The organism is Pseudomonas sp. P20 (assembly GCF_016463925.1).
Taxonomy (GTDB): domain Bacteria; phylum Pseudomonadota; class Gammaproteobacteria; order Pseudomonadales; family Pseudomonadaceae; genus Pseudomonas; species Pseudomonas aeruginosa.
Window position 1 is genome coordinate 152,242 of record NZ_JAEMVM010000016.1, and the last position, 23,740, is coordinate 175,981.

The following is a 23,740-nucleotide window of genomic DNA, read 5'->3' on the forward strand; positions in this document are numbered from 1 at the left end:
TTGGAGGCCACCTCAGGGTGGCCTCTTTTTATTTCGGGATTTATTCTTGCCGGCTTTTCTCGGCGCGGCTTGCCAACCGCTCGAGCGCTTCCCGCAGGCGTGGATTGCCGACGATCTCGGCGGATTCGCGAAGGTTTTCCGCCGCGACGGCAGACAGGGTCAAGCTGCGACGTGCCGCACGTTGTGTGGACGTGGTGGGTTGCACCTTGAAAAGGATTTTCGCTAAGTTCGCGAATTCTTCGAAAGCCTGCAGCTGCCGCTGCAGGCGCCGCTGCTGATAGCGCAGGCGTGTGGCCCAGTGGCCATCGGTGACGATCAGCAGCAGGCAACCGCCGCGCCACGAAGCCACATGGCAGTACGGGCGCGCCGCCGGTTGCAACTGGCTTTCCAGCAGTTGCTGCAGGCGGCAGATGCGCTGGGCTTCGGCGAACAGCATCTGCAGCGGCCTGGCCTGGCGCAGCAACTGGGTCGATGCCTGGGCGGGCAAGGGACGAAAAGACATGGCGGGAAGCCTGGGGGTTACTGAGTCGGAATGGTAGCAGAAAGCGTTTCGCTACTGCCGGCCCGTATGAAGGATAAGTCATGCACATCATTTTTCTGAGCCGGCACCATGGGGCCGCTCGCTCCGTCCATCTGCAGCCGCGGTTGCTGATGCTGGCCGGGGCCTGCGTGGTCGGTGCCAGCCTGTTGGCCGGGGGCTTCATGGGCGCCTGGCTGTTCCGCGCGCCGGCTCCGGTGGCCGGCATCGAATTCGATGCCGCGCTGCAGGCGCAGAGCGCCGAGATCAGCAGCGCCCGCGAGGACGCGCAGCGGCAGATGGACGCACTGAGCGTGCATCTCGGCGAACTGCAGGCGCGCCTGGTTCGGCTGGATGCCCTCGGCGAACGTCTCACCGAGCTGGCCGACGTCGACCCCGACGAGTTCGACTTCTCCCTGAGCGTCGGCCAGGGTGGCGTCGACGAACCGCTGGAGGGCAGCGCCTATGCCCCGCCGTCGTTCATGGCGACGCTGGACGAACTGGCGGCACGCCTGGATACCCGCGAGCAGCAGCTCGAGGTGCTGGAGCAACTGCTCGCCGACAAGCACATCAGCCAGTCGACCTACCTGGCCGGCCAGCCGGTGCGCCAGGGCTACATCTCCTCGCCGTTCGGGCGCCGGGTCAATCCGGTGAGCGGCCGCCTGAGCATGCACAAGGGCATCGACTTCGCCGCGCCGGCCGGCAGCGACGTGGTGGCCGTGGCGGCGGGGGTGGTGACCTGGTCCGGGCGCAAGAACGGCTATGGCAACGTGGTCGAGGTCGGGCACGCCGATGGCTACACCACGTTGTATGCCCATAACCAGAAGAACCTGGTCGAGGTCGGTGACCTGGTCAAGCGCGGCCAGGTGCTGGCCAAGGTCGGCAGCACCGGACGCTCCACCGGCTACCACGTACATTTCGAAGTGATGAAGGATGGCCGGGTAATGAATCCGCAAAGCTTCATCGCACGCGCGTCTGTTTCCGAGTGAGCGACGCGCATTGATCTGCTGTACTTTTCTCATACCCGTTTCCGGGTAGAATGTTCCCTTTCATGCCGTTGATCGGCACGGGCCGCCGGATGGGTGAGCCTTCCATTCCCCACGTGTGGATGACCAAGTCGATATGTTTGCGCCTTTGTTGAAGAAACTCTTTGGAAGCAAGAACGAGCGTGATGTAAAGCGCATGGCCAAGGCTGTACAGGCCATCAATGCGCTCGAGCCCCAGATGGTGGCGCTCTCCGACGAGCAGTTGAAGGCGAAAACGGCTGAATTCCAGCAGCGCTACGCCAAGGGCGAAACGCTCGACCAATTGCTGCCCGAAGCCTTCGCCGTGGTTCGCGAGGCTGGCAAGCGGGTGATGGGCATGCGCCACTTCGACGTCCAGCTGATCGGTGGCATGACCCTGCACGACGGCAAGATCGCCGAAATGCGTACCGGCGAGGGCAAGACCCTGGTGGGCACCCTGCCGGTCTACCTCAACGCGCTGTCCGGCAAGGGCGTGCACGTGGTCACGGTGAACGACTACCTGGCGCGCCGCGACGCCAACTGGATGCGCCCGCTGTACGAGTTCCTCGGCCTCAGCGTCGGCGTGGTCACTCCCTTCCAGCCGCCGGAAGACAAGCGCGCCGCCTACGCCGCCGACATCACCTACGGCACCAACAACGAATTCGGCTTCGATTACCTGCGCGACAACATGGCCTTCAGCCTGGACGACAAGTTCCAGCGCGAGCTGAACTTCGCCGTGGTCGACGAAGTGGACTCGATCCTCATCGACGAGGCGCGTACCCCGCTGATCATCTCCGGCCAGGCCGAAGACAGCTCCGAGCTGTACATCAAGATCAACAAGCTGATCCCGCGTCTCAAGCGCCAGGTCGAAGAGGTCGAGGGCAAGCCGACCGAGGAAGGCCACTACAGCATCGACGAGAAGACCCGCCAGGTCGAACTCAACGAGCAGGGCCACCAGTTCATCGAGGACCTGCTGAGCCAGAACGGCCTGCTCGGCGAAGGCGAGAGCCTCTACTCGGCGCACAACCTGAGCCTGCTGACCCACGTTTACGCAGCGCTGCGCGCGCACACCCTGTTCCACCGCAACGTCGAGTACATCGTCCAGGGCGACCAGATCCTCCTGATCGACGAGCACACCGGCCGCACCATGCCTGGCCGTCGCCTGTCCGAGGGCTTGCACCAGGCCATCGAGGCGAAGGAAGGCCTGCCGATCCAGGCCGAGAGCCAGACCCTGGCCTCCACCACCTTCCAGAACTATTTCCGCCTGTACAACAAGCTGGCCGGCATGACCGGCACCGCCGATACCGAGGCCTTCGAGTTCCGCCAGATCTACGGTCTCGACGTGGTGGTGATCCCGACCCACCGGCCGATCGCGCGCAAGGACTTCAACGACCTGGTCTACCTGACCCAGGAAGAGAAGTACGCGGCGATCATCACCGACATCAAGCAGTGCCAGGCCCTCGGCCGGCCGATCCTGGTCGGCACCGCGTCGATCGAGAGTTCCGAGTACGTTTCCAAGCTGTTGCAAGAGGCAGGCATCGAGCACAAGGTGCTCAACGCCAAGTACCACGAGAAGGAAGCCGAGATCATCGCCCAGGCTGGCGCGCCCGGTTCGGTGACCATCGCCACCAACATGGCCGGCCGCGGTACCGACATCCTCCTCGGCGGCAACTGGGAAGTCGAAGTCGCGGCCCTGGAGAACCCCACCGAGGAGCAGATCGCCCAGATCAAGGCCGAATGGCAGAAGCGCCACCAGCAGGTGATCGAGGCGGGCGGCCTGCACGTGATCGCCTCCGAGCGCCACGAGTCCCGCCGGATCGACAACCAGTTGCGCGGCCGTGCCGGTCGTCAGGGCGACCCGGGTTCCAGCCGCTTCTACCTGTCGCTGGAAGACAACCTGATGCGGATCTTCGCCTCCGACCGGGTGAAGAACTTCATGAAGGCGCTGGGCATGCAGTCCGGCGAGGCGATCGAGCACCGCATGGTGACCAACGCCATCGAGAAGGCCCAGCGCAAGGTCGAAGGGCGCAACTTCGACATCCGCAAGCAACTGCTGGAATTCGATGACGTAGCCAACGAGCAGCGCAAGGTGATCTACCACATGCGCAACACCCTGCTGTCGGCAGAGGACGTGGGCGAGACCATCAAGGAGTTCCGCGAGGAAACCCTCAGCGCCACCATCAACCAACACATTCCGCCGCAGTCGCTGCCCGAGCAGTGGGACATCGAAGGCCTGGAGGCCGCGCTGTACAGCGACTTCGCCGTGCGCCTGCCGATCCAGCAGTGGCTGGACGAAGACGACAAGCTGTACGAGGAAACCCTGCGTAGCAAGATCCTCGAGCAGATCGTCGCCGCCTACTACGAGAAGGAAGAGCTGGCCGGCGCCGAAGCCCTGCGCGCCTTCGAGAAGCAGATGCTGCTGCGGGTGCTGGACGACCTGTGGAAGGACCACCTGTCGACCATGGACCACCTGCGGCACGGCATCCACCTGCGTGGCTACGCGCAGAAGAATCCGAAGCAGGAATACAAGCGCGAGTCCTTCACCCTGTTCCAGGAGCTGCTGGACTCGATCAAGCGCGACACCATCCGCGTGCTGTCCCACGTCCAGGTCCGTCGCGAAGACCCGGCCGAAGAGGAGGCCCGCCTGCGTCGCGAGGCGGAGGAACTGGCCAAGCGCATGCAGTTCCAACACGCCGAGGCTCCCTCGATGGAGCAGGCCGTGGCCGGCGAGGAAGAAGAGCTTCCCGAGGGCCCGGCTCCGGTCGTGCCGCTCGAGCCTGTGCGCAACGAGCAGAAGATCGGCCGCAACGAGCCTTGCCCGTGCGGTTCCGGCAAGAAATACAAGCACTGCCACGGGCAGCTGGACTAAGCTTCCCGCCTGGTTCACCAACGCCGCGACCGGTCCTGCCGCTCGCGGCGTTTGTTCGAATTGGCGCCAGACCGGCGCCGATGCGTTTTCCGTCACGCCGTCGCAGACGGCATCGAGTCCACTGTTTGGTAAAGGAGCGCGTTCCCATGGCTGTCGGTCTTGGCCCCCTGTCCACCCTGCACCCGGTCCCCGGTTTCGAACTCGGCATCGCTTCCGCCGGCATCAAGCGACCGGGGCGCAAAGACGTGGTGGTCATGCGCTGCGCCGAAGGCTCCAGCGTGGCCGGGGTGTTCACCCTGAACGCGTTCTGTGCCGCGCCGGTGACCCTGGCCAAGCAGCGTTTCCTCGGTGAGGTGCGCTACCTGTTGACCAATACCGGCAACGCCAACGCCGGTACCGGCGAGGCCGGCCTCGCCGCCGCCGCGCAAACCTGCGCCAAGCTCGCCGAACTGGCCGGGGTCGCCGAGACTTCGGTGCTGCCATATTCCACCGGGGTGATCGGCGAGCCTCTGCCGGTGGCCAAGATCGAGGCGGCGTTGCCTGCGGCCCTCGCCGACCTGGCCGAGGACCGCTGGGCCGAAGCTGCCGCGGGGATCATGACCACCGATACCCTGCCCAAGGGCGCCAGCCGCCAGTTCGTGCACGATGGCGTGACCGTGACCGTCACCGGGATCAGCAAGGGCGCCGGGATGATCAAGCCGAACATGGCGACCATGCTCGGTTATATCGCCACCGACGCCAAGGTCGCCCAGGGCGTGTTGCAGGATCTGTTGCGCGACGCCGCCAACAAGTCCTTCAACCGCATCACCATCGACGGCGATACCTCCACCAACGACTGCTGCATGCTGATCGCCACCGGTCGCGCGGCGCTGCCGGAAGTCACCCAGGCCAGCGGCGCGCTGTTCGCCGCGTTGAAGCAAGCGGTACTGGAGGTTTCCATGGAGCTGGCCCAGGCCATCGTTCGCGACGGCGAGGGCGCGACCAAGTTCGTCACTGTTCAGGTCAACGGCGGCGCCACCCACCAGGAGTGCCTGGATGTCGGCTATGCCGTGGCCCACTCGCCGCTGATCAAGACCGCGCTGTTCGCCTCCGACCCGAACTGGGGACGCATTCTCGCCGCGGTCGGACGTGCCGGCGTGGCCAATCTGGACGTGAGCAAGATCGACGTGTTCCTTGGCGACGTCTGTATCGCCAGCCGTGGCGGCCGGGCGGCCAGTTACACCGAGGAACAGGGCGCGGCGGTGATGGCCCAGGCCGAGATCGGCATCCGCATCGAACTGGGACGCGGCACCTGCAGCGAGACCATCTGGACCACCGACCTGTCCCACGAATACGTGAAGATCAACGCAGAGTACCGCACCTGAAGCCAGGCATTCCGATCCTTCATCGATGGATGAAAATCGGGAATTTGCCATCGGTCCGTGCGCCTCTTAAGTTCTCTGGTGCATGGCCGTCCGCGTCGGGCGGCCGAAGAGGAGAGGCGCATGGCCCTGACCATCGTGATTGGCAATCGCAATGACTCGTCCTGGTCGCTGCGGGGCTGGCTGGCCCTGCGCATGAGCGGGGCGGCGTTCGACGAGATCCTCGTCCCGCTGGGGCGGCCCGATACCCGGGAGCGGATCCTGCAATATTCGCCGACCGGCAAGGTGCCCTTGCTGAAAAGCGAGGATGGCGACATCTGGGATTCCCTGGCCATCGCCGAGTACCTCGCCGAGCGCTTCCCCGAGGCCCACCTGTGGCCGCGCGGCGAGGCGGCGCGGGCGCTGGCCCGTTCGGTTTGCGCGGAAATGCACAGCGGTTTCGCCGCGTTGCGCGGCGAGCTGCCGATGGACCTGCGGCGCCAGCAGCCATTGGTGGAATTGTCCGAGGCGACACGACAGGATATTCAACGTATCTGCGAAGCCTGGGCGGATTGCCGGCGGCGCTTCGGCCAGGACGGTCCGTTCCTGTTCGGCCACGCCAGCCTGGCGGATGCGTTCTACGCACCGGTGGCGGCGCGTTTCCGCAGTTATGCGGTGGAGTTGCCGGATATCGCCCGGACCTATGTCGAGACGATTTATCAGTGGCCTGCGTTCCGCGCCTGGTACGACGCGGCATTGCGCGAGCAGGCCGGTAGTTGATGGCCGTCCGCCGCTTGCGGTGCGTGACGGCAGTAGCGAGGAGATGATCCGTGAAACGAGTACATGTCGCCGCGGCCGTGATTCGTGGCTCCGATGGCCGGGTGCTGATCGCCCGGCGGCCGGAAGACAAGCACCAGGGCGGCCTGTGGGAGTTTCCCGGGGGCAAGGTGGAGGACGGCGAGCCGGTGCGCGCGGCGTTGGCCCGTGAGCTGGAAGAGGAACTGGGCATCCGTGTCGAGCGGGCCCGGCCGCTGATCCAGGTCCGGCACGACTATGCCGACAAGCACGTCCTGCTCGATGTCTGGGAGGTCGACGGGTTTTCCGGCGAAGCCCACGGCGCCGAGGGCCAACCGCTGGCCTGGGTGGAGCCGCGCGAGCTGGCCGACTACGAGTTCCCCGCCGCCAACGCGCCGATCGTCCAGGCCGCGCGCCTGCCGGCGCACTACCTGATCACCCCGGACGGATTGGAGCCGGGCGAGCTGATCAGCGGCGTACGCAAGGCGGTGGAGGCGGGCATCCGCCTGATCCAGTTGCGCGCGCCGAACATGTTCAGTCCCGAATACCGCGATCTCGCCATCGATATCCAGGGACTCTGCGCCGGCAAGGCGCAACTGATGCTGAAAGGCCCGCTGGAGTGGCTGGGCGACTTCCCGGCTGCCGGTTGGCACCTGACCTCCGCTCAACTGCGCAAATACGCCAGCGCCGGTCGGCCGTTCCCCGAAGGGCGCCTGCTGGCCGCCTCCTGCCACGACGCGGAGGAACTGGCCCTGGCTGCCTCGATGGGAGTGGAGTTCGTCACCCTTTCGCCGGTACAGCCGACCGAGAGCCATCCCGGCGAGCCGGCGCTGGGTTGGGACAAGGCCGCCGAACTGATCGCCGGCTTCAACCAGCCGGTCTACCTGCTGGGTGGCCTCGGTCCGCAGCAAGCCGAGCAGGCTTGGGAGCATGGAGCCCAGGGCGTGGCGGGTATCCGTGCGTTCTGGCCGGGCGGCCTTTGACGGTGGAATGAAGAAAAAAGGAGGCTTCGGCCTCCTTTTTTTCGTCTCGATGCCGAGCCCTCGCTCGCCGTCAGTCCGGTTTTGCCGCTGCTTCCCAGAGAATCTCCGCCACGCCCTGGCGCCGGGCGATGGCGCGGGCGGCGACGAACAGCAGGTCGGAGAGCCGGTTCAGGTAGCGCAGGCCGACGCCCTCCAGCGTTTCCTCCTGGTCCAGCGCCTGGCAGCGCCGTTCGGCGCTGCGCGCCAGGCTGCGGCAGACATGGGCCTGGGCGACCAGGCGGGAACCGCCGGGGAGGATGAAATTCTTCAGCGGGCCCAGCTCGTCGTTCCAGCGGTCGATGCAGCTTTCCAGGCGTGCCACTTCCGTCTCGTCCAGGGCCCGATACTCCGGCATCGCCAGCTCCCCGCCGAGGTCGAACAGGCGGTGTTGCACCGGCGCCAGCGCCTGGACGATCTCCTCCAGGCCTGGATGTGCGCCACGCGCTTCCAGCAGCTCGGCAAGGAGCAGGCCCAACTGGCTGTTCAATTCGTCCACCGCGCCGATCGCCTCGATGCGTGGATGGCTCTTGGGCACCCGGCGTCCGCCGGCCAGGCCGGTCTCGCCGCGGTCGCCGGTACGGGTGTAGATCTTCGACAATCGATTGCCCATGGATTCAACCTTCCTCTTCGTCGCCCCGCCGCAGGCTGCTACCGGGTTGCGGCAGAGCGGGCGGCAGGGCCTTGGCTTGTGCCGGGGCGACCGCTTCGGAGCTTTCCAGCGGCAGGCGGATGCTGAAGCAGGTGCCGCGGCCCAGTTCCGAGCGTACTTCCATCTGGCCCTTGTGATTGTTGGTGATGATGAAATACGAGACGGACAGGCCGAGACCGGTGCCCTGGCCGACTTCCTTGGTGGTGAAGAACGGCTCGAAGATACGCTTGCGCACCAGTTCGGGCATGCCGCTGCCGTTGTCTTCCACCTGGACTTCCGCCCAGGGCGGCGTCAGGCGCGTGCGCAGGACGATCCGACCCTGTTCGCCTTCCTCTTCGTCGTCGCGCTGGTGGATGGCCTGGGCGGCGTTCTTCAGCAGGTTGAGCAGGACCTGCTCGACCTCGTTGGCGATCACCGGCACCGGGCCGAGGTTGGGGTCGAACTCGTGGACGATCTGCAACGACTTGAAGTCGAAGCCTTCGGCCAGGTCGAAGTCGTTACCGGCGATTTCCACCGCCTGTTCGAGCAGTGCGGGCAGTTCGCAAGCGGTCATCTGCCGGTGGCTGCGGCGGCTGAAGGCGAGCATGTGGGTGACGATCTTCGCTGCCCGCGAGCCGGCGTGCTGGATGCCTTCCAGCAGGCGCGGGATGTCGCGGCCGTCGAGGTAGTGATTGATGTCTTCCAGCGGCACTCCGACCTCGGCCGCCAGCTCGACGTTCTTCGCCAGCTCCGGGGACAGGCGCCGCTTGATGTTCTGCACGTTGTGCAGGATCGCGCCGAGCGGGTTGTTGATCTCGTGGGCCATGCCGGCGGCGAGGCTGCCGACCGAGAGCATCTTCTCCGATTGCACCATCACTTCTTCCAGGCTCAGCCGCTGGGTGATGTCGTCGATGCGGATCACCGCGCCGCGGCCGGTGCCGCCCATCAGCGGGTAGAAGGTCAGGGCGTAGTGGCGTGGCGTGTCGATCAGCGCCCAGGTGACCCGTTCGACACGCTCCACGCTGTGCTTCTCGGCAGCCCGGGTGAGCTGCGGAAGGAACGGCTTGAGCGAGGGAAAGGCGAGGAACACCGGCTGGTTGACCGCATCGTCCAGGCTGGTGCCGGAAAGCTGGCTGGCCTCCTGGTTCCACTGCGTGACGTAGAGTTGCTCGTCCACCGCGATCAGCGCCGAAGGCATGGAGTCGATGATGCTGTTGAGGTAGTGCTGGAAACCGGTGAGCTTCTTCTCGATCTTGCTGCGCACCTGCACTTCCAGTTCCAGCTTGCGGTTCGAGCGGCGGGTTTCCTCGGCCAGGCTCTGGGCCTGCTCGACCGCTTCCTGGGCATCGTCGCGGGCGCGCTTGAGCTGCTGCTCGCGGGCCTCGATGCGGGTCAGCATGGTGTTGAACGCGTCGGCCAGGCGGCCGATCTCGTCGCCGTTGCCGCGCTGGGCGCGGAGGGCGTAGTTCTCCTCGCGGGTGACCTGCCGCGACAGTTCCTCGAGATCGCGGATCGGCCGGGTGATCAGGCGGCGTATCTGCTGCGCCACCAGCAGCCAGAGCAGCACGCTGACGCCGAGGATCGCCAGGCTGGCGGTGAGGGTTCCGGTGTAGAACGCGCTCGGCAGTTCACCGCTGGCCACCAGCAGCAGGTAGCCGGGACGGGCGTTTTCCTGGGGCAGTTCGATCAGCGCGTTGAGGCGGTACTCGCCGCGCCTCCAGTGCTCCAGGCGGTCCAGGCGGGCCGGCAGCTTGAGGGTGTCGCCGCGTTGCAGGTCGGCCAGCATCAGCCCATTGCTGTCGTACAGGGCCGCGGCGCGCAACGGCTGGTAATCGTTGAGCTGGCGCAGCAGGACCTCGGCGGTCTGCGGCGAACTGAGTGCCGGCTGGCTGAGCGCCGGGTTGGCGATCAGCCGGCCGATGGTCTGCATCGCCTGGGGGGCGACGCTCTCCTGGGAAATCCAGTAGGCGGCGCTGATGAACGCCAGGTTGGCCACCAGCAGCACGGTAGCCAGCAGGATCAGCAGGGCGGCGAGCAGTTTCTGCCCTACGGGCAGGTTGTCGAGGCGCTGGCGCAGGTTCATGGGCTCTGGCGGTCCGCGGCGAAAAGGAATGGCGGGCAGGGTAACGCGCTTTAGCGGTCGGGCAAACCGCGCTGGCGCAGATGGGCCTGGAGGCGGGCGAGCAAGGTTCCCAGGCGCGGCAGCGGTAGTCCCAGGCGCTGCCCGTGCTGGCAGGCGTAGCCGAGCAGGTAGCCGATTTCCGTGCGCCGGCCGCGGGTGACGTCCTGATGCATCGAGGAATAGTTGGCCGCGGTGGCGTCGATCACCGCCCGGACATCCTCCAGCAGGCTCCTGGCGGCGGCGTCGTAGCCGCTGGCGTGGAGCAACTGGCCGAGTTCGTCGCAAAGCGCGGCGATCTCTTCCGGGTGCTGCCGCAGGCCGCCGTTGCGGCAATCGTGGAGGACGGTCAGCGGGTTGATCGCGCAGTTCAGGGCCAGCTTGCGCCACAGCCGTTCGAGGATGTCGTCGCTCCAGCTGTGCGGGATCCCGGCCTGGGACAGCTGCGTCAGCCAGGCGGGGGCGCTTGTGTCGCGCGGATCGCCGAGCCAGGTGTGCCCCCGGCCGGCGAAGACCACGCGGAAATCGCCATCGCGGAACGCGCCTTCGGTGCTGGAGGCGAACAGGCAGCGGCTGCGCGGCAGGCGGGCGGCGACCGCCTGCTGGCTGCCCAGGCCGTTCTGCAGCAACAGCAGTTCGGCGTTGCCGGCCAGGCGATGGGCCACGCTGGAGGCGGCTTCCTCCGCGTCGTAGGCCTTGCAGGCCAGCAGCAGGCGCTGGATGGGTTGCCCGCCGTCCGGGGTTTCCGCGGCGATCGGGTAGAGGCTGGCCTGGCCGTCTTCCACCAGGCTCAGTCCGCCGGCCTGTTGGTAGCGGCGCAGGCGCTGGCGGTCGCGCAGGATCAGGCGGACGGGCAGGCCGGCGCGCCCGAGGCGCGCGGCCCAGAGGCTGCCGAGGCTACCGGCGCCGAGGATATGCCAGGTCATGGTGGCTACTGCGAATGGCTGACGATAGGGCGAAGTCTAGCGCAGTGCCGGTAGCCGGCAGGTTGCGATCCTGCCGCTGGCATAGGCATCGGGCAACAGGGCCTCGGTGCGCTGCAGCAGTTCGTCGATGCCCAGCGGCAATGCCCCGCTGTCGAGGCCGAGCATGGCGATGCCGGCTTTCAGGCTGATGAAGCCTTCGCTGGTCTTGAAGGCCTTCAGGTTGAGCCCGTCGTGCAGCCGCTTGAAGCTGCTCGACGAGCATTCGTGCAGGTCCTCCACCAGGGTGATCAGGGCGAAATGCTGCTCGTCCAGGCGCACCAGCACATCCAGCGGCCGGACCAGCTGTTGCAGGCGCCTGGCCACGCCGAGCAGCAGCTCGCGATGGAAGGCCTCGCCGTGCCGCTGGCGCAGGACCGGTGCCTCGGGCATGCCGACCAGCAGGTAGCACAACGCTCCACCGCGGGTTTCCACCTGGCGCAGGCTGTCGGCCAGCTTCTGTCGCAGGTAGCGGGGATTGCCGAGGCCGGTGAGGGTATCCACCAGGTTGCGTTCTTCCATCCGCGCGATGTTTTCGGTGAGCAGGCGGTTTTCCACCAGCAACCGTTGCAGGGTGTTGCACAGGCGGTCGGCTGCGTAGATGCGCGGCACCAGTTGCTCGTTCATCGCGGCCTTGCTGACGAAGTCGTCGACGCCGCGGTCGAAGGCCTCGCCGAGGACGTTCTCGCCTTCCTTGCCGGTGAGCAGGACGATGTAGGTGTAGTGGTTGATGCTTTCGTCCAGTTGGCGGACCCGGGCGGTCAGTTCCAGGCCGTCCATCTCCGGCATCAGCCAGTCGGCCAGGAGCACGCTGACCGGGCGTTGTTCGAGCTGCTGCAGGGCCTCGCTGGCGCTGCTGGCGAAGCGGATGTCCTGGTAGCCGGCCTGGCTGAGGGCGCGGCCGATCATGGCGCTGGAAAACTTGGCGTCGTCGACGACCAGGATGCTGAGATCGGGGTTGGGCATGAACGGACTCGAGAAGAGGATGGGCGCCGGTACGCTGCCGGCAAGGGCCCGGTTCGTCGCGGGAGGCCGGGTCCCGGCCGCGGTCGCGCGCGCCATCGGGAAGAAATCGTCGGTCTCCGCCACACCGGCGGGCATTCGCTCGCGAGGGCTCGGTTATAATGGGCGGGCATTTTTTACCGTCAAGCCAGGCGCGGTTCCGTCTGTGAACCCTGTCGCGCCGTCCATCTGGAGAGATGACATGCCTTCGTTCGACGTGGTGTCCGAACTGGACAAACACGAGTTGACCAACGCCGTGGACAACGCCATCAAGGAACTGGATCGCCGTTTCGACCTGAAAGGCAAATGCAGTTTCGAAGCCAAGGACAAGTCGGTGACCCTCACCGCCGAAGCCGATTTCATGCTCGAGCAGATGCTCGACATCCTGCGTTCCAACCTGGTCAAGCGCAAGGTCGACAGCCAGTGCATGGAGATCAAGGATGCCTACCCGTCGGGCAAGGTGGTCAAGCAGGACGTCAACTTCCGCGAGGGCATCGACAAGGACCTGGCGAAGAAGATCGTTGGTCTGATCAAGGAGCGCAAGCTCAAGGTCCAGGCCGCCATCCAGGGCGAGCAGGTGCGCGTCACCGGCAAGAAGCGTGACGATCTGCAGGAGGCCATCGCCCTGCTGCGCGGCGAATCCCTCGGCATGCCGTTGCAGTTCACCAACTTCCGCGATTGACGAGGTTTTTCGGAACCTCTCGCCATCCCGGGCATCGCAATAGGGAGTAGCGCCGCCGCGACCTCTCCCGCGTTGTCCGCCCCTGTCGGCGCAGCGTCGGTTCGTCCGCGCTGCGCCGATTCGTATCCAGGCCCGGAAACGTCGCCCCACGGCGTCCGGGCAGGAATCTGCAAGCCCGTCCCGTTTCCGTTGCGGAAGGGAGGGGTGTTTTTTCGAGAAATGGAGGTAATGCATGGAATTGAACTACGACCGACTGGTGCAGCAGACCGAGTCCTGGCTGCCGATCGTGCTGGAGTACAGCGGCAAGGTCGCCCTGGCGCTGCTGACCCTGGCGATCGGCTGGTGGCTGATCAACACCCTGACCGGCCGGGTCGGCGGCCTGCTCGCCAGGCGCAGCGTCGACCGCACCCTGCAAGGCTTCGTCGGCAGCCTGGTGAGCATCGTCCTGAAGATCCTGCTGGTGGTCAGCGTGGCTTCCATGATCGGCATCCAGACCACCAGCTTCGTCGCCGCCATCGGCGCCGCCGGCCTGGCCATCGGCCTGGCCCTGCAGGGCAGCCTGGCTAACTTCGCCGGCGGCGTGCTGATCCTGCTGTTCCGCCCGTTCAAGGTCGGCGACTGGATCGAGGCACAGGGCGTGGCCGGCACCGTGGATTCGATCCTGATCTTCCACACCGTGCTGCGTAGCGGCGACAACAAGCGGATCATCGTGCCCAACGGGGCGCTGTCCAACGGAACGGTGACCAACTACTCCGCCGAGCCGCTGCGCAAGGTGATCTTCGACGTCGGCATCGACTACGACGCCGATCTGAAGAATGCGCAGAACATTCTCCTGGCCATGGCCGACGATCCGCGGGTTCTGAAGGACCCGGCACCGGTGGCGGTGGTTTCCAATCTCGGCGAAAGCGCGATTACCCTGTCCCTGCGGGTCTGGGTGAAGAACGCCGACTACTGGGACGTGATGTTCATGTTCAACGAAAAGGCCCGCGACGCGCTGGGCAAGGAAGGTATCGGCATTCCCTTCCCGCAGCGGGTGGTCAAGGTTGTGCAGGGCGCGATGGCCGACTGAGGTCCGTGCGATCCACGAAAAAGGCCGGCGAATGCCGGCCTTTTTCATTCTCGCCTCAGTGCTGCTCGGCGTTCTGGTGTCCCGGCGCCGGCGTCTCGCTGGACGGCGCGCGGCGCAGCCACAACCAGCCGATCAGCAGCAGGGTGGGAATGCCCATCACCGCGGTGACGTAGAAGAAGTGCTCGTAGCCGAGGCTCTCGACCATGGTTCCGGAGTAGCCGCCGATGAAGCGCGGCAGCAGGAGCATGGTCGAGCTGAGCATGGCGTACTGGGTGGCGGAGAACTTCAGGTTGGTCAGGCTCGACAGGTAGGCGACGAAGGCCGAGGCGGCGAGGCCGCCGCTGAAGTTGTCGAGGGTGATGGTCATCACCAGCATCAGCACGTGCGGCTCGAGCGCCATCACCAGGCTGATCACGTCATGGCTGGGCAGGGCCTCGGCGTGCAGCGGGCCGAGCTGGGCGAGCATGGCGAACAGCAGGTTGGTGGCAGCCGAAGCGGCACCGCCGATGAACAGGATGGAGAGGATGCTGAAGCGGGCGATCAGCACCCCGCCGGCGGCGGCGCCGATCAGGGTCATGAGTACGCCGAAGACCTTGCTGACACTGGCGATGACTTCCTTGGAGAAGCCCATGTCGATGTAGAAGACCCCGGCCATCACCCCCATCACCGTGTCCGACAGGCGATAGGTGGAGATCAGGCCGAGCAGCAGCAGGGCCTGCCAGCGATAGCGCTGGACGAACTCGGTGATCGGCGTCAGCACCGGGGCCATCAGCAGGCGTCCGGGTGCCGACAGGCAGGACGCGGCGATCAGCAGGAACAGCGTGCCGCGCGGCCAGGCGCCGGAGTAGTAGGCGCGGCACATGGCGGTGACGGTGACGAGGAGGATGATCAGCACCATCACCGAGACCGCCTGGTGGACGAAATCGAACAGCGGCACTTCCTTGCCGCGCGCCGCCACCAGCAGCGGCCTGCGCACGGTGGCGAGCAGTTCGCGGACCGGGCGGATCTGCTGGCGTCCCCACGGCGACAGGCAGATCCCCATGAGCAGCGCGTAGAGGCCGGCGCGCGGCCAGGCGCGGTCGAGGAGGGCGGTGATCATCGCCGGCAGCGAGATCAGCAGGATCAGCAGCAGGAGCACCGAGAGCAGTTGGTGGTTGAAGTCGAAACGCGACGGGTTGACGTGGATCGGCACGTCCACCGCCGGCTCGCGGATCAGCAGGCTTGTGACCAGCCCAGGCAGGATCAGCAGGGCGAACAACGCATAGGTCAGGCCCCAGGCCGACTGGCTGTAGTTGAGGCTGGTGGAGCCGAACCATTCGGCGAGAATCAGCGCGCCGGCGCTGGCCAGCAGGATCGCCGCGCGGTAGCCGGTCATGTAGCAGGCAGCGAGGGCGGCCTGGCGGCTATCCTCGGCGATTTCCAGGCGGTAGGCGTCGATCGCGATGTCCTGGGTGGCGGAGGCGAACGCCACCAGCAGGGCCAGGCCGATCAGCCAGGGCAGGTGGCTCTGCGGATTGCACAGGGCCATGCCGAGCAGTCCCAGGGCGATCAGCACCTGCGAGAACACCAGCCAGGAACGGCGCCGGCCGAGACGGCCGACGAAGGGCAGGCGCCACTGGTCGAGCATCGGTGACCAGACCCACTTGAAGGCGTACACCAGCCCCAGCCAACTGGCGAAACCGATGGTATCCCGCGCCACGCCGGCTTCGCGCAGCCACACCGACAGGGTGTTGAACACCAGCATGGTCGGCAGGCCGGCGGCGAAGCCGAGCAGCAGGAGGGCCAGGCTGGCGGGAGACTTGTAGGCGACCAGGGCCTCTCGCCAGGATTGCTGAGTCATGGGGTAACCGTTCCGCAAAAAATAACGCGCACTCTAACCGCTCTACTTCGCTGTAAGCCAGCCATGCCGACGTATGTCCACCCTGTCGTTTTGCAGGAGAACGCCTTCCTCGCGCAAGCGTGCGCGTTGTTCGCGACCGCCGGGACTGTCCGCCGGCAGGCTGATACGACCGCCGGCGCCGAGAACCCGATGCCAGGGCAGGCGGGTATCCACCGGCAATTGGCTGAGCGTCCTGCCGACCCAGCGGGCGGCGCGGCCTAGGCCGGCCAGTTCGGCCAGTTGCCCGTAGCTGACCACCTGCCCCGGCGGCACCTGCGCCAGCACCAGGTACAGGGCCTCGCGGCGCGCCTGGGCACTTGCCGGGTCGCTGCCGGCCCGTGCATGCTCATCGGTTTTCCCTTTCCTGTCCGCCTTGTGAACGCCCATGTCGCTCAGAGCCCTCTGTTCAATCGTCGTGATGCTCCTGGCCGGCCCCGCGCTGGCCGACACCGTATGGCTGGACAACGGCGACCGCCTGTCCGGCGAGATCGTGCTGATGGACGGCGGCAAGCTGGCGCTGAAGACCCGTTATGCCGGCCAGGTGCTGATCGATTGGAAGGATATCGACACCATCAGTTCCGACAAACCCCTGCTGATCAAGCAGCAGGGCGTATCCGGGCAGCGTAGCCGAACCCTGGAGGCGGCGGGCAAGGGCATGGTGCGGATCGTCGATGGCGGCAGCCATACCGTCCCGCTGGCCAGTATTCGCCAGATGGTGCCACCGCGACCGCTGGTGGAGGACCTGGTCTGGGAGGGCAATCTCGACGTCAAGCTGGATAGCAAGCGCAACGACAGCGACAAGGACGAATGGAAGCTCAAGGGCGATACCCGGCTTCGCCACGGTGCCTGGCGCCACGTGCTGGCGGGGGAAGTGGAGCGGGAAAAGAAGGACGGGCGCAAGGTCGAGGACAACTGGGAGCTGGACTACGACCTCGATCGCTTCTTCGACGAACACTGGTTCTGGCGCGGCAGCTATTCGCAGAAGCACGATGCGATCGACAACCTCGAGCGCCAGAGCGCGCTGGGAACCGGCCCCGGCTACCAGTTCTGGGACGACGAACTCGGGCGTTTCGACCTGGTCGCCGAGATCAGTCGCTGGCAACTGGAGTGGCGCGATCAGCCGCGCGAGGATTTCACCTCCTATTCGCTGGAGTGGGACTACAAGCGGCTGCTCGCCGGCACCCGGCTGGAGCTGTACAGCAAGGGAACCGTGCTGGTTCCCGGCATCGAGCGGATCGACTACCTGCTCGACAGCGAATACGGCCTGCGCTATCGCCTGAACAGTTGGGCGCGTCTTTCGTTCCTCTATGAACTGGACCAGTTGCGCACCAAGGGGGGCACCCAGTCCGACCGGCATTACCTGATCGGGGTCGGCGTCGGCTGGTGACGCGGCTCACCTTTCGGTCGATCCGGCTGAACTTTACCGCCCGTGCCCCGGTCCTTGCTCTGCCGCCCGGCATTTGGATAATGCCGGCCTCTTCGAACCCAACTCAGTTGATTTGTGCTCATGTTGTCGAGAATCCTGCTGTGCCTCGCTGCCCTTGCAAGTTCCACCTCTGCCCTTGCCGATACGGTCTGGATGAAGAACGGTGACCGCCTTACCGGCAAGATCACCCTGTTCGACGGCGGCAAGCTGCTGCTGAAGACCGACTATGGCGGCGACATCACGCTCAAGTGGGACAAGATCTCCACCTTCGAGAGCGAGCAGAACCTGCTGGTCAAGCAGGATGCCGAGACTGGCGAGCACTCCAAGGGCATCAAGGCCGCCGGGCCGGGCCAGGTGACCCTGGTCAACGGCGAGCCGAAGACCGTGGAGCTGGCCAGCATCCAGCAGATGATGCCGCCCAAGCCGATCCTCCAGGACTGGGTATGGAACGGCAACGTCGATTTCTCGCTGGACCGCAAGCAGGCCGAGAACGATGTGTCCGACTACGACATCGATTTCAAGACCAACGCCCGCCACGGACTCTGGCGCCACAACGTGCAGGGCGAGTACAACCGCGAGAAGAAGAACGGCCAGGTCAGCACCGACAATTATTCCGGCCAGTACGCGCTGGACCGCTTCATCGACGACCACTGGTTCTGGCAGGGCCAGGTCGCCTACAAGCGCGACATGATCGAGGACCTGGCGAAGAAGCGTACCGTCGGTACCGGCCCCGGCTACCAGTTCTGGGACAACGAGCTGGGCGCGTTCTCCATCGCCACCCTGGTCAACCGCAACGACTACGAGTTCGCCGATGGCGAGAAGGAGCACTTCTATTCGTCGAGCTTCAAGTGGGACTACAACCGCTACCTGCTGGCCAAGCAGTTCGAGCTGTTCACCAACGGCGAGGTCAGCAAGCCGCTGCAATCCGGCCTGGACTACGAGCTGCAGACCGAGGCGGGGATCCGCTACAAGCTGACCAGCTGGGCTTCGCTGAGCATGAAGGCGGAATGGGACAAGTTCAGCGGCAACGACGGCAACGTCAACCAGCGCCGCTATACCTTCGGCCTCGGGGTCGGCTGGTAAGCCGGCCTGCACGAAAAAGCCCCGCGATAGCGGGGCTTTTTCCTTGCGGGGCCGGGGCCTACAGGCGCAGGCCGCCGTCCAGTTCGAGAACGCGGCCGGTGTAGTAGTCGTTCTCGAAGATGTAGGCCACCGAGTGGGCGATCTCCACCGGCTTGCCCATACGCTTGAGGGGGATGCCGGCGGTCATCTTCTCCAGCGCCTCGGGTTTCATCCCGGCGGTCATCTCGGTCTCGATGAAGCCCGGCGCCACGCCGGCCACGCGGATGCCGTAGCGCGCCAGTTCCTTCGCCCAGACCACGGTATCCGCGGCCACCCCGGCCTTGGCTGCCGAGTAGTTGGCCTGGCCCATGTTGCCGGCGCGGGAGATCGAGGAAATGTTGACGATCGCGCCTTCGTTCTTCAGCTCGATCATCTTCGCCGCCACTTCGCGGGTGCAGAGGAACACACCGGTGAGGTTGACGTCGATCACCGATTGCCATTGGGCCAGGCTCATCTTGCTCAACTGGCCGTCCTTGACCTTGATGGTCAGGCCGTCGCGGAGGATGCCGGCGTTGTTGACCAGGCCGTTGATCGCGCCGAAGTCGCTGGCGACCTGGGCCACCATGTGGGTAACCTGTTCCTCGTCCGCCACGTTGCACACGTAGGCGCGAGCGTCGCCGCCGGCGGCCTTGCAGGCAGCGACGGCTTCGTCGAGACGTTCGCGGTTGAGATCGACCAGAGCCAGCCTGGCGCCCTTGCCGGCGAGATATTCGCCCATTGCCCGGCCGAGCCCCTGGCAGCCGCCGGTGATGATGATGACCTTGTCTTTCAATTGCATTGCTTGGAACCCCACGAGCAGTTTCTGGAAGCGGACCTTGCCGGCACCTGCGAACGTACTTTGATATGCCCGTCCGTTTACGACGGATTCTATGCAAGGAGTCATAAATTGAGCGTTGAAGCTGCAAAGAATGCCCGAGAATTGCTGCTCAAGGAATACCGTGCGGTCCTTTCCACCCACTCGAAGAAATGGCCGGGCTTTCCTTTCGGCTCGGTGGTTCCCTATTGCCTGGATGCCGAAGGCCGGCCGCTGATCCTGATCAGCCGGATCGCCCAGCACACCCACAACCTGCAGGCGGACCCGCGCTGCTCGATGCTGGTAGGCGAGCGCGGCGCCGAGGATATCCAGGCTGTCGGCCGCCTCACCCTGCTGGCCGAGGCGCGGCAATTGGCGGAGGAGGAGGTCGCCGCGGCGGCCGAGCGTTACTACCGCTATTTCCCCGAGTCCGCCGACTACCATCGGGTCCACGATTTCGACTTCTGGGTGCTGCAGCCGGTCCAGTGGCGTTTCATCGGCGGTTTCGGCGCGATCCACTGGCTGGCCGCCGAGCGCGTGCCGCTGGCCAATCCGTTCGCCGGAGAAGCCGAGCGCGGCATGGTCGAGCACATGAACAGCGACCACGCCGCCGCCATCGCCCACTATGTGGAACTGGCCGGACTGCCGGCGCATGCCGCGGCGCAGCTGGCGGGAATTGATACAGAAGGTTTCCACCTGCGCATCGGCCAGGGCCTGCACTGGCTGCCGTTCCCCGCCGCCTGCGGCAACCCCGGGGCCGTGCGCCAGGCGCTGGTGCAATTGGCCAGGGCCGAGCGCTGGCCTACCGTCGAGCCGGAGCAGGGTTGAATTCTTCCCCGGCTGGCGCCAACTACTGGTGGTACCGGGGGCAAACGGGCCCCGCCAAGGACTCTGAAATGCGCGCTTTCCTCTTTCTGCTGTTGCTCTTCCCGCTGGTCGAGCTGGCCGTCCTGATCAAGGTCGGCAGTGTCATCGGGGTCGGCTGGACCCTGTTCCTGATCGTCGCCAGCGCCTTCATCGGTGCCGCATTGTTGCGCGTGGCCGGCGTGGCCACCGCCTGGCGCGCCCGCGAACGACTGGCCCGTGGCGAACTGCCGGAGCAGGAAATGCTCGAAGGCCTGTTGATCGCCGTCGGCGGCGGCCTGCTGATGCTGCCGGGTTTCATCAGCGACATCTTCGGCATCCTCTGCCTGATTCCTTTCACCCGTCGCCTGATGCTCGGCGGCCTGCGCCGCCGCGTCGAACAGCAGGCGCTGCGCCGGCGCGCCTTCGCCGACGACCTGAACGCCCGCTACGGACAGGGTCCGTCGCGGCCGAACGTCATCGAGGGCGAGTACGAGCGCCGCGACGATTCGCGCAACTGAAAAAAAATTTCACTGCATGCCCTTGAAATGGCTTGTGGCGACCTTATGTATCGGTCACCGCAAGGTCCCTGCCACAAGGGCAGGCTGTCTTACGCGGCTCGCGCGTCGAGTCGCAACCCGGCAACGCCGGCTTCAACAAAACCCGCCGGACTTCGATCCGGCCGTTGGAAACCACTGTTTGGGAGAGTTACGACTATGAAGCTTCGTCCTCTGCATGATCGCGTCGTTATCCGTCGCAGCGAGGAAGAGACCAAGACCGCAGGCGGCATCGTGCTGCCGGGTTCCGCCGCCGAGAAGCCGAACCGCGGTGAAGTGGTAGCCGTAGGTACCGGTCGTGTACTGGACAACGGCGAAGTGCGCGCTCTGGCAGTGAAGGTGGGCGACAAGGTGGTCTTCGGGCCTTACTCCGGCAGCAACGCCATCAAGGTCGATGGCGAGGAACTGCTGGTGATGGGCGAGTCCGAAATCCTCGCCGTCCTGGAAGACTGATCGGTCTCACCACTCCGTTTTCACCGAATTCGATTTAGAGGAAAGAGAACATGGCTGCCAAAGAAGTTAAGTTCGGCGATTCCGCTCGCAAGAAAATGCTGGTCGGCGTGAACGTGCTGGCCGATGCCGTCAAGGCCACCCTCGGCCCGAAAGGCCGCAACGTGGTTCTGGACAAGTCCTTCGGCGCTCCGACCATCACCAAGGACGGCGTTTCCGTCGCCAAGGAAATCGAGCTGAAAGACAAGTTCGAGAACATGGGCGCGCAACTGGTGAAAGACGTTGCCTCCAAGGCCAACGACGCTGCCGGTGACGGCACCACCACCGCGACCGTCCTGGCCCAGGCCATCGTCAACGAAGGCCTGAAGGCCGTTGCCGCCGGCATGAACCCGATGGACCTGAAGCGTGGCATCGACAAGGCCACCGTGGCCATCGTCGCCCAGCTGAAAGAGCTGGCCAAGCCCTGCGCCGACACCAAGGCCATCGCCCAGGTAGGCACCATCTCCGCCAACTCCGACGAGTCCATCGGCCAGATCATTGCCGAAGCCATGGAAAAAGTCGGTAAAGAAGGCGTGATCACCGTCGAGGAAGGCTCGGGCCTGGAAAACGAACTGTCCGTCGTCGAAGGCATGCAGTTCGATCGCGGCTACCTGTCCCCCTACTTCGTGAACAAGCCGGACACCATGGCTGCCGAGCTGGATAGCCCGCTGCTGCTGCTGGTCGACAAGAAGATCTCCAACATCCGCGAAATGCTGCCGGTGCTGGAAGCCGTCGCCAAGGCCGGCCGTCCGCTGCTGATCGTCGCCGAGGACGTCGAGGGCGAAGCCCTGGCCACCCTGGTGGTGAACAACATGCGTGGCATCGTCAAGGTCGCGGCTGTCAAGGCTCCGGGCTTCGGCGATCGCCGCAAGGCCATGCTGCAGGACATCGCCATCCTCACCGGCGGTACCGTGATCAGCGAAGAAGTCGGCCTGAGCCTGGAAGGCGCTACCCTGGAGCACCTGGGCAACGCCAAGCGCGTCGTGATCAACAAGGAAAACACCACCATCATCGATGGCGCCGGTGTGCAGGCTGATATCGAAGCCCGCGTCCTGCAGATCCGCAAGCAGATCGAGGAAACCACTTCCGACTACGACCGCGAGAAGCTGCAAGAGCGCCTGGCCAAGCTGGCCGGCGGTGTTGCCGTGATCAAGGTAGGCGCTGCCACCGAAGTCGAGATGAAAGAGAAGAAAGCCCGCGTCGAAGACGCCCTGCACGCTACCCGTGCAGCGGTGGAAGAGGGCGTGGTTCCCGGCGGCGGCGTAGCCCTGGTTCGTGCCCTGCAAGCCATCGAAGGCCTGAAGGGTGACAACGAGGAGCAGAACGTCGGTATCGCCCTGCTGCGTCGCGCCGTCGAATCGCCGCTGCGCCAGATCGTGGCCAACGCCGGCGATGAGCCGAGCGTAGTGGTCGACAAGGTCAAGCAGGGTTCCGGCAACTACGGCTTCAACGCTGCTACCGGCGTGTACGGCGACATGATCGAGATGGGCATCCTGGACCCGGCCAAGGTCACTCGTTCCGCTCTGCAGGCTGCGGCCTCCATCGGCGGTCTGATGATCACCACCGAAGCCATGGTTGCCGAGATCGTGGAAGACAAGCCGGCCATGGGCGGCATGCCTGACATGGGCGGCATGGGCGGCATGGGCGGCATGATGTAAGCCGACCGGCCCCTGTGGTTGGAAAAGCCCCGCTTCGGCGGGGCTTTTTTATTCCTCAGTGCGGGCAGTCCTGGCGGTAGCCCGGCAGCTCCCTTGCCGCCGGTTCGCAGGCCAGGCGCAGTGCCTGCTTCAGGTCGTCGGGCAGAGTGGCGCGGCTGATCGGCCGCCAGTGCATGCGTTCGCCGAAATAGCGCGCCCAGTGGAATTCGATGAAATAGCTCTGCCGATCCTTGTCGAAGGCGTTCTCGTCCTCGGCGTAGCCGGCCAGGGCGCGGTAGGGATCGTCGCCAAGCCCGGCGAGAGCGTCCGGCAGGGCCTCGGGCGGGATCTCCGCGCCACGCGCATCGTGCAGCCAGACCCAGTGGTTTTCCTGCATCTTCTCCCAGAAGTCGCTGGCCTGGGGTAGCCGGCCGATCACCTTCACCGGCACGCCCTGTTTCGGGTCCAGGCGCCAGAGCGCGCTACTCAGGTGATGGCGATCGGTGAGGTAGAAGCGGCCGCCGGGGCCGATCACCACCGGAATCTCCTTCTTGCGCAAGTAGCGCTCGAGAGCCTTGGGCTTCTTCCCGGCGAGCTTGGCCTGGTCATCCTCGACCTGCAGCAGGCCGACATTCTGCTGGGTCGGGTGGAGGGCCGCGAGCGGCAGCTCGCACCAGCTACCGACAGAGGTTTGCGGCGAGCAATCCTCGGCCTGGGCGGTGGCGGACAGGAACAGGCAGCAAAGCAGCAGGACTGGGCGCATGGGGGCTCCGGCGAAGGAAGGGGAAAGGTTCCCTAGACTGGCACGCTTCGGGCGATCCGGCGTACTCCGGCCTTTGATAGGTGCCTCGCTTTGTGCCAATCTTGCCGACAGGAGATGGCATTCCTCCTTCAACCGCCCCTGGGGCTGATGATGCCTACGCATGAACCTGGAAAGGCGCGTAGGTGCTCGCCTGCCGCCTGTCCGAATCGCTCCTACAAGGAC

Annotated in this window: 22 protein-coding genes and 1 riboswitch; of the genes, 13 read left to right on the plus strand and 9 right to left on the minus strand. The window is 65.5% G+C overall.

The window, feature by feature from the left end:
• Positions 1–40: 40 nt before the first annotated feature.
• A complete protein-coding gene (locus JHD77_RS21500) occupies positions 41–502 on the minus strand; it encodes a DciA family protein (RefSeq protein WP_003148130.1) in 462 nt (153 codons plus the stop codon).
• An 80-nt stretch (positions 503–582) separates the two neighbouring features.
• Between JHD77_RS21500 and JHD77_RS21505 the strand changes: the two genes are divergently transcribed.
• The 5 genes from JHD77_RS21505 to JHD77_RS21525 all read left to right on the plus strand — a co-directional run bounded on the left by JHD77_RS21505 (position 583) and on the right by JHD77_RS21525 (position 7,508).
• Complete coding sequence (locus JHD77_RS21505; protein WP_031755911.1) at positions 583–1,506, plus strand: M23 family metallopeptidase; 924 nt, start codon at positions 583–585, stop codon at positions 1,504–1,506.
• Positions 1,507–1,639: 133 nt separating this feature from the next.
• Positions 1,640–4,390 (plus strand): preprotein translocase subunit SecA, encoded by a 2,751-nt coding sequence (gene secA / locus JHD77_RS21510; RefSeq protein WP_003112752.1) that lies wholly within the window; start codon positions 1,640–1,642, stop codon positions 4,388–4,390.
• 146 nt (positions 4,391–4,536) lie between these two features.
• Entirely contained in the window at positions 4,537–5,754 is a 1,218-nt protein-coding gene (gene argJ, locus JHD77_RS21515) for a bifunctional glutamate N-acetyltransferase/amino-acid acetyltransferase ArgJ (RefSeq protein WP_003110156.1), read from the plus strand.
• 120 nt (positions 5,755–5,874) lie between these two features.
• Positions 5,875–6,510 (plus strand): glutathione S-transferase family protein, encoded by a 636-nt coding sequence (locus JHD77_RS21520; protein WP_003116203.1) that lies wholly within the window; start codon positions 5,875–5,877, stop codon positions 6,508–6,510.
• Positions 6,511–6,560: 50 nt separating this feature from the next.
• Entirely contained in the window at positions 6,561–7,508 is a 948-nt protein-coding gene (locus tag JHD77_RS21525; RefSeq protein WP_003112754.1) for a Nudix family hydrolase, read from the plus strand.
• A gap of 70 nt (positions 7,509–7,578) precedes the next feature.
• Here JHD77_RS21525 and JHD77_RS21530 read toward each other — a convergent pair whose 3' ends face one another.
• The 4 genes from JHD77_RS21530 to JHD77_RS21545 are packed head-to-tail and all read right to left on the minus strand — an operon-like array spanning position 7,579 to position 12,357.
• Positions 7,579–8,157, minus strand: coding sequence for a cob(I)yrinic acid a,c-diamide adenosyltransferase (locus tag JHD77_RS21530; protein WP_003094089.1), 579 nt, complete (start codon positions 8,155–8,157; stop codon positions 7,579–7,581).
• Positions 8,158–8,161: 4 nt separating this feature from the next.
• The gene (locus tag JHD77_RS21535; protein WP_003106517.1) at positions 8,162–10,258 is read right to left on the minus strand and encodes a sensor histidine kinase; all 2,097 of its coding nucleotides are present in this window, start codon (positions 10,256–10,258) and stop codon (positions 8,162–8,164) included.
• A 50-nt stretch (positions 10,259–10,308) separates the two neighbouring features.
• Complete coding sequence (locus tag JHD77_RS21540; protein WP_023092847.1) at positions 10,309–11,220, minus strand: putative 2-dehydropantoate 2-reductase; 912 nt, start codon at positions 11,218–11,220, stop codon at positions 10,309–10,311.
• Between the two features lie 36 nt (positions 11,221–11,256).
• On the minus strand, positions 11,257–12,357 hold the full coding sequence (locus tag JHD77_RS21545; protein ID WP_003106524.1) for a GGDEF domain-containing response regulator: 1,101 nt from the start codon (positions 12,355–12,357) through the stop codon (positions 11,257–11,259).
• A 103-nt stretch (positions 12,358–12,460) separates the two neighbouring features.
• Here JHD77_RS21545 and JHD77_RS21550 point away from each other — a divergent pair, with 103 nt between their 5' ends.
• Positions 12,461–12,940 carry a YajQ family cyclic di-GMP-binding protein gene (locus tag JHD77_RS21550; protein WP_003106526.1) on the plus strand — a complete coding sequence of 160 codons (480 nt, stop codon included), beginning with the start codon at positions 12,461–12,463 and terminating at the stop codon, positions 12,938–12,940.
• Positions 12,941–13,172: 232 nt separating this feature from the next.
• Positions 13,173–14,009, plus strand: coding sequence for a mechanosensitive ion channel family protein (locus tag JHD77_RS21555; RefSeq protein WP_003094078.1), 837 nt, complete (start codon positions 13,173–13,175; stop codon positions 14,007–14,009).
• A gap of 55 nt (positions 14,010–14,064) precedes the next feature.
• Here the strand turns inward: JHD77_RS21555 and ampG are convergent, their stop codons facing one another.
• Together ampG and JHD77_RS21565 are read right to left on the minus strand one after the other, a co-directional pair.
• The gene (ampG, locus tag JHD77_RS21560; protein WP_003094076.1) at positions 14,065–15,849 is read right to left on the minus strand and encodes an MFS transporter AmpG; all 1,785 of its coding nucleotides are present in this window, start codon (positions 15,847–15,849) and stop codon (positions 14,065–14,067) included.
• Between the two features lie 42 nt (positions 15,850–15,891).
• A complete protein-coding gene (locus JHD77_RS21565) occupies positions 15,892–16,275 on the minus strand; it encodes an MGMT family protein (RefSeq protein ID WP_031755909.1) in 384 nt (127 codons plus the stop codon).
• On the opposite strand from JHD77_RS21565, the gene JHD77_RS21570 reads away from it, so the two are divergent.
• Both JHD77_RS21570 and JHD77_RS21575 read left to right on the plus strand, forming a co-directional pair.
• A complete protein-coding gene (locus tag JHD77_RS21570; protein WP_031684946.1) occupies positions 16,274–17,275 on the plus strand; it encodes a DUF481 domain-containing protein in 1,002 nt (333 codons plus the stop codon). The two genes, JHD77_RS21565 and JHD77_RS21570, sit on opposite strands and share 2 nt — an antisense overlap.
• 114 nt (positions 17,276–17,389) lie before the next feature.
• Positions 17,390–18,397, plus strand: coding sequence for a DUF481 domain-containing protein (locus JHD77_RS21575; protein ID WP_003120892.1), 1,008 nt, complete (start codon positions 17,390–17,392; stop codon positions 18,395–18,397).
• A gap of 58 nt (positions 18,398–18,455) precedes the next feature.
• On the opposite strand, the gene JHD77_RS21580 is transcribed toward JHD77_RS21575, so the two are convergent.
• Positions 18,456–19,214, minus strand: coding sequence for an SDR family oxidoreductase (locus JHD77_RS21580; protein WP_003094072.1), 759 nt, complete (start codon positions 19,212–19,214; stop codon positions 18,456–18,458).
• Between the two features lie 108 nt (positions 19,215–19,322).
• Between JHD77_RS21580 and JHD77_RS21585 the strand changes: the two genes are divergently transcribed.
• From JHD77_RS21585 to groL, 4 genes are all read left to right on the plus strand, one after another.
• Positions 19,323–20,057 (plus strand): HugZ family pyridoxamine 5'-phosphate oxidase, encoded by a 735-nt coding sequence (locus JHD77_RS21585; RefSeq protein ID WP_003112758.1) that lies wholly within the window; start codon positions 19,323–19,325, stop codon positions 20,055–20,057.
• A 68-nt stretch (positions 20,058–20,125) separates the two neighbouring features.
• Entirely contained in the window at positions 20,126–20,593 is a 468-nt protein-coding gene (locus JHD77_RS21590; RefSeq protein WP_003094066.1) for an FxsA family protein, read from the plus strand.
• Between the two features lie 195 nt (positions 20,594–20,788).
• Positions 20,789–21,082, plus strand: coding sequence for a co-chaperone GroES (locus tag JHD77_RS21595; RefSeq protein WP_003094064.1), 294 nt, complete (start codon positions 20,789–20,791; stop codon positions 21,080–21,082).
• Between the two features lie 50 nt (positions 21,083–21,132).
• The gene (gene groL, locus JHD77_RS21600) at positions 21,133–22,776 is read left to right on the plus strand and encodes a chaperonin GroEL (RefSeq protein WP_003094059.1); all 1,644 of its coding nucleotides are present in this window, start codon (positions 21,133–21,135) and stop codon (positions 22,774–22,776) included.
• Positions 22,777–22,831: 55 nt separating this feature from the next.
• Here groL and JHD77_RS21605 read toward each other — a convergent pair whose 3' ends face one another.
• Positions 22,832–23,518: a ParB-like protein gene (locus JHD77_RS21605; RefSeq protein ID WP_003102671.1), complete on the minus strand. Its 687-nt coding sequence runs from the start codon at positions 23,516–23,518 to the stop codon at positions 22,832–22,834.
• 101 nt (positions 23,519–23,619) lie between these two features.
• A riboswitch (Fluoride riboswitch) is annotated at positions 23,620–23,682 on the plus strand.
• The last annotated feature ends 58 nt before the right edge of the window (positions 23,683–23,740 follow it).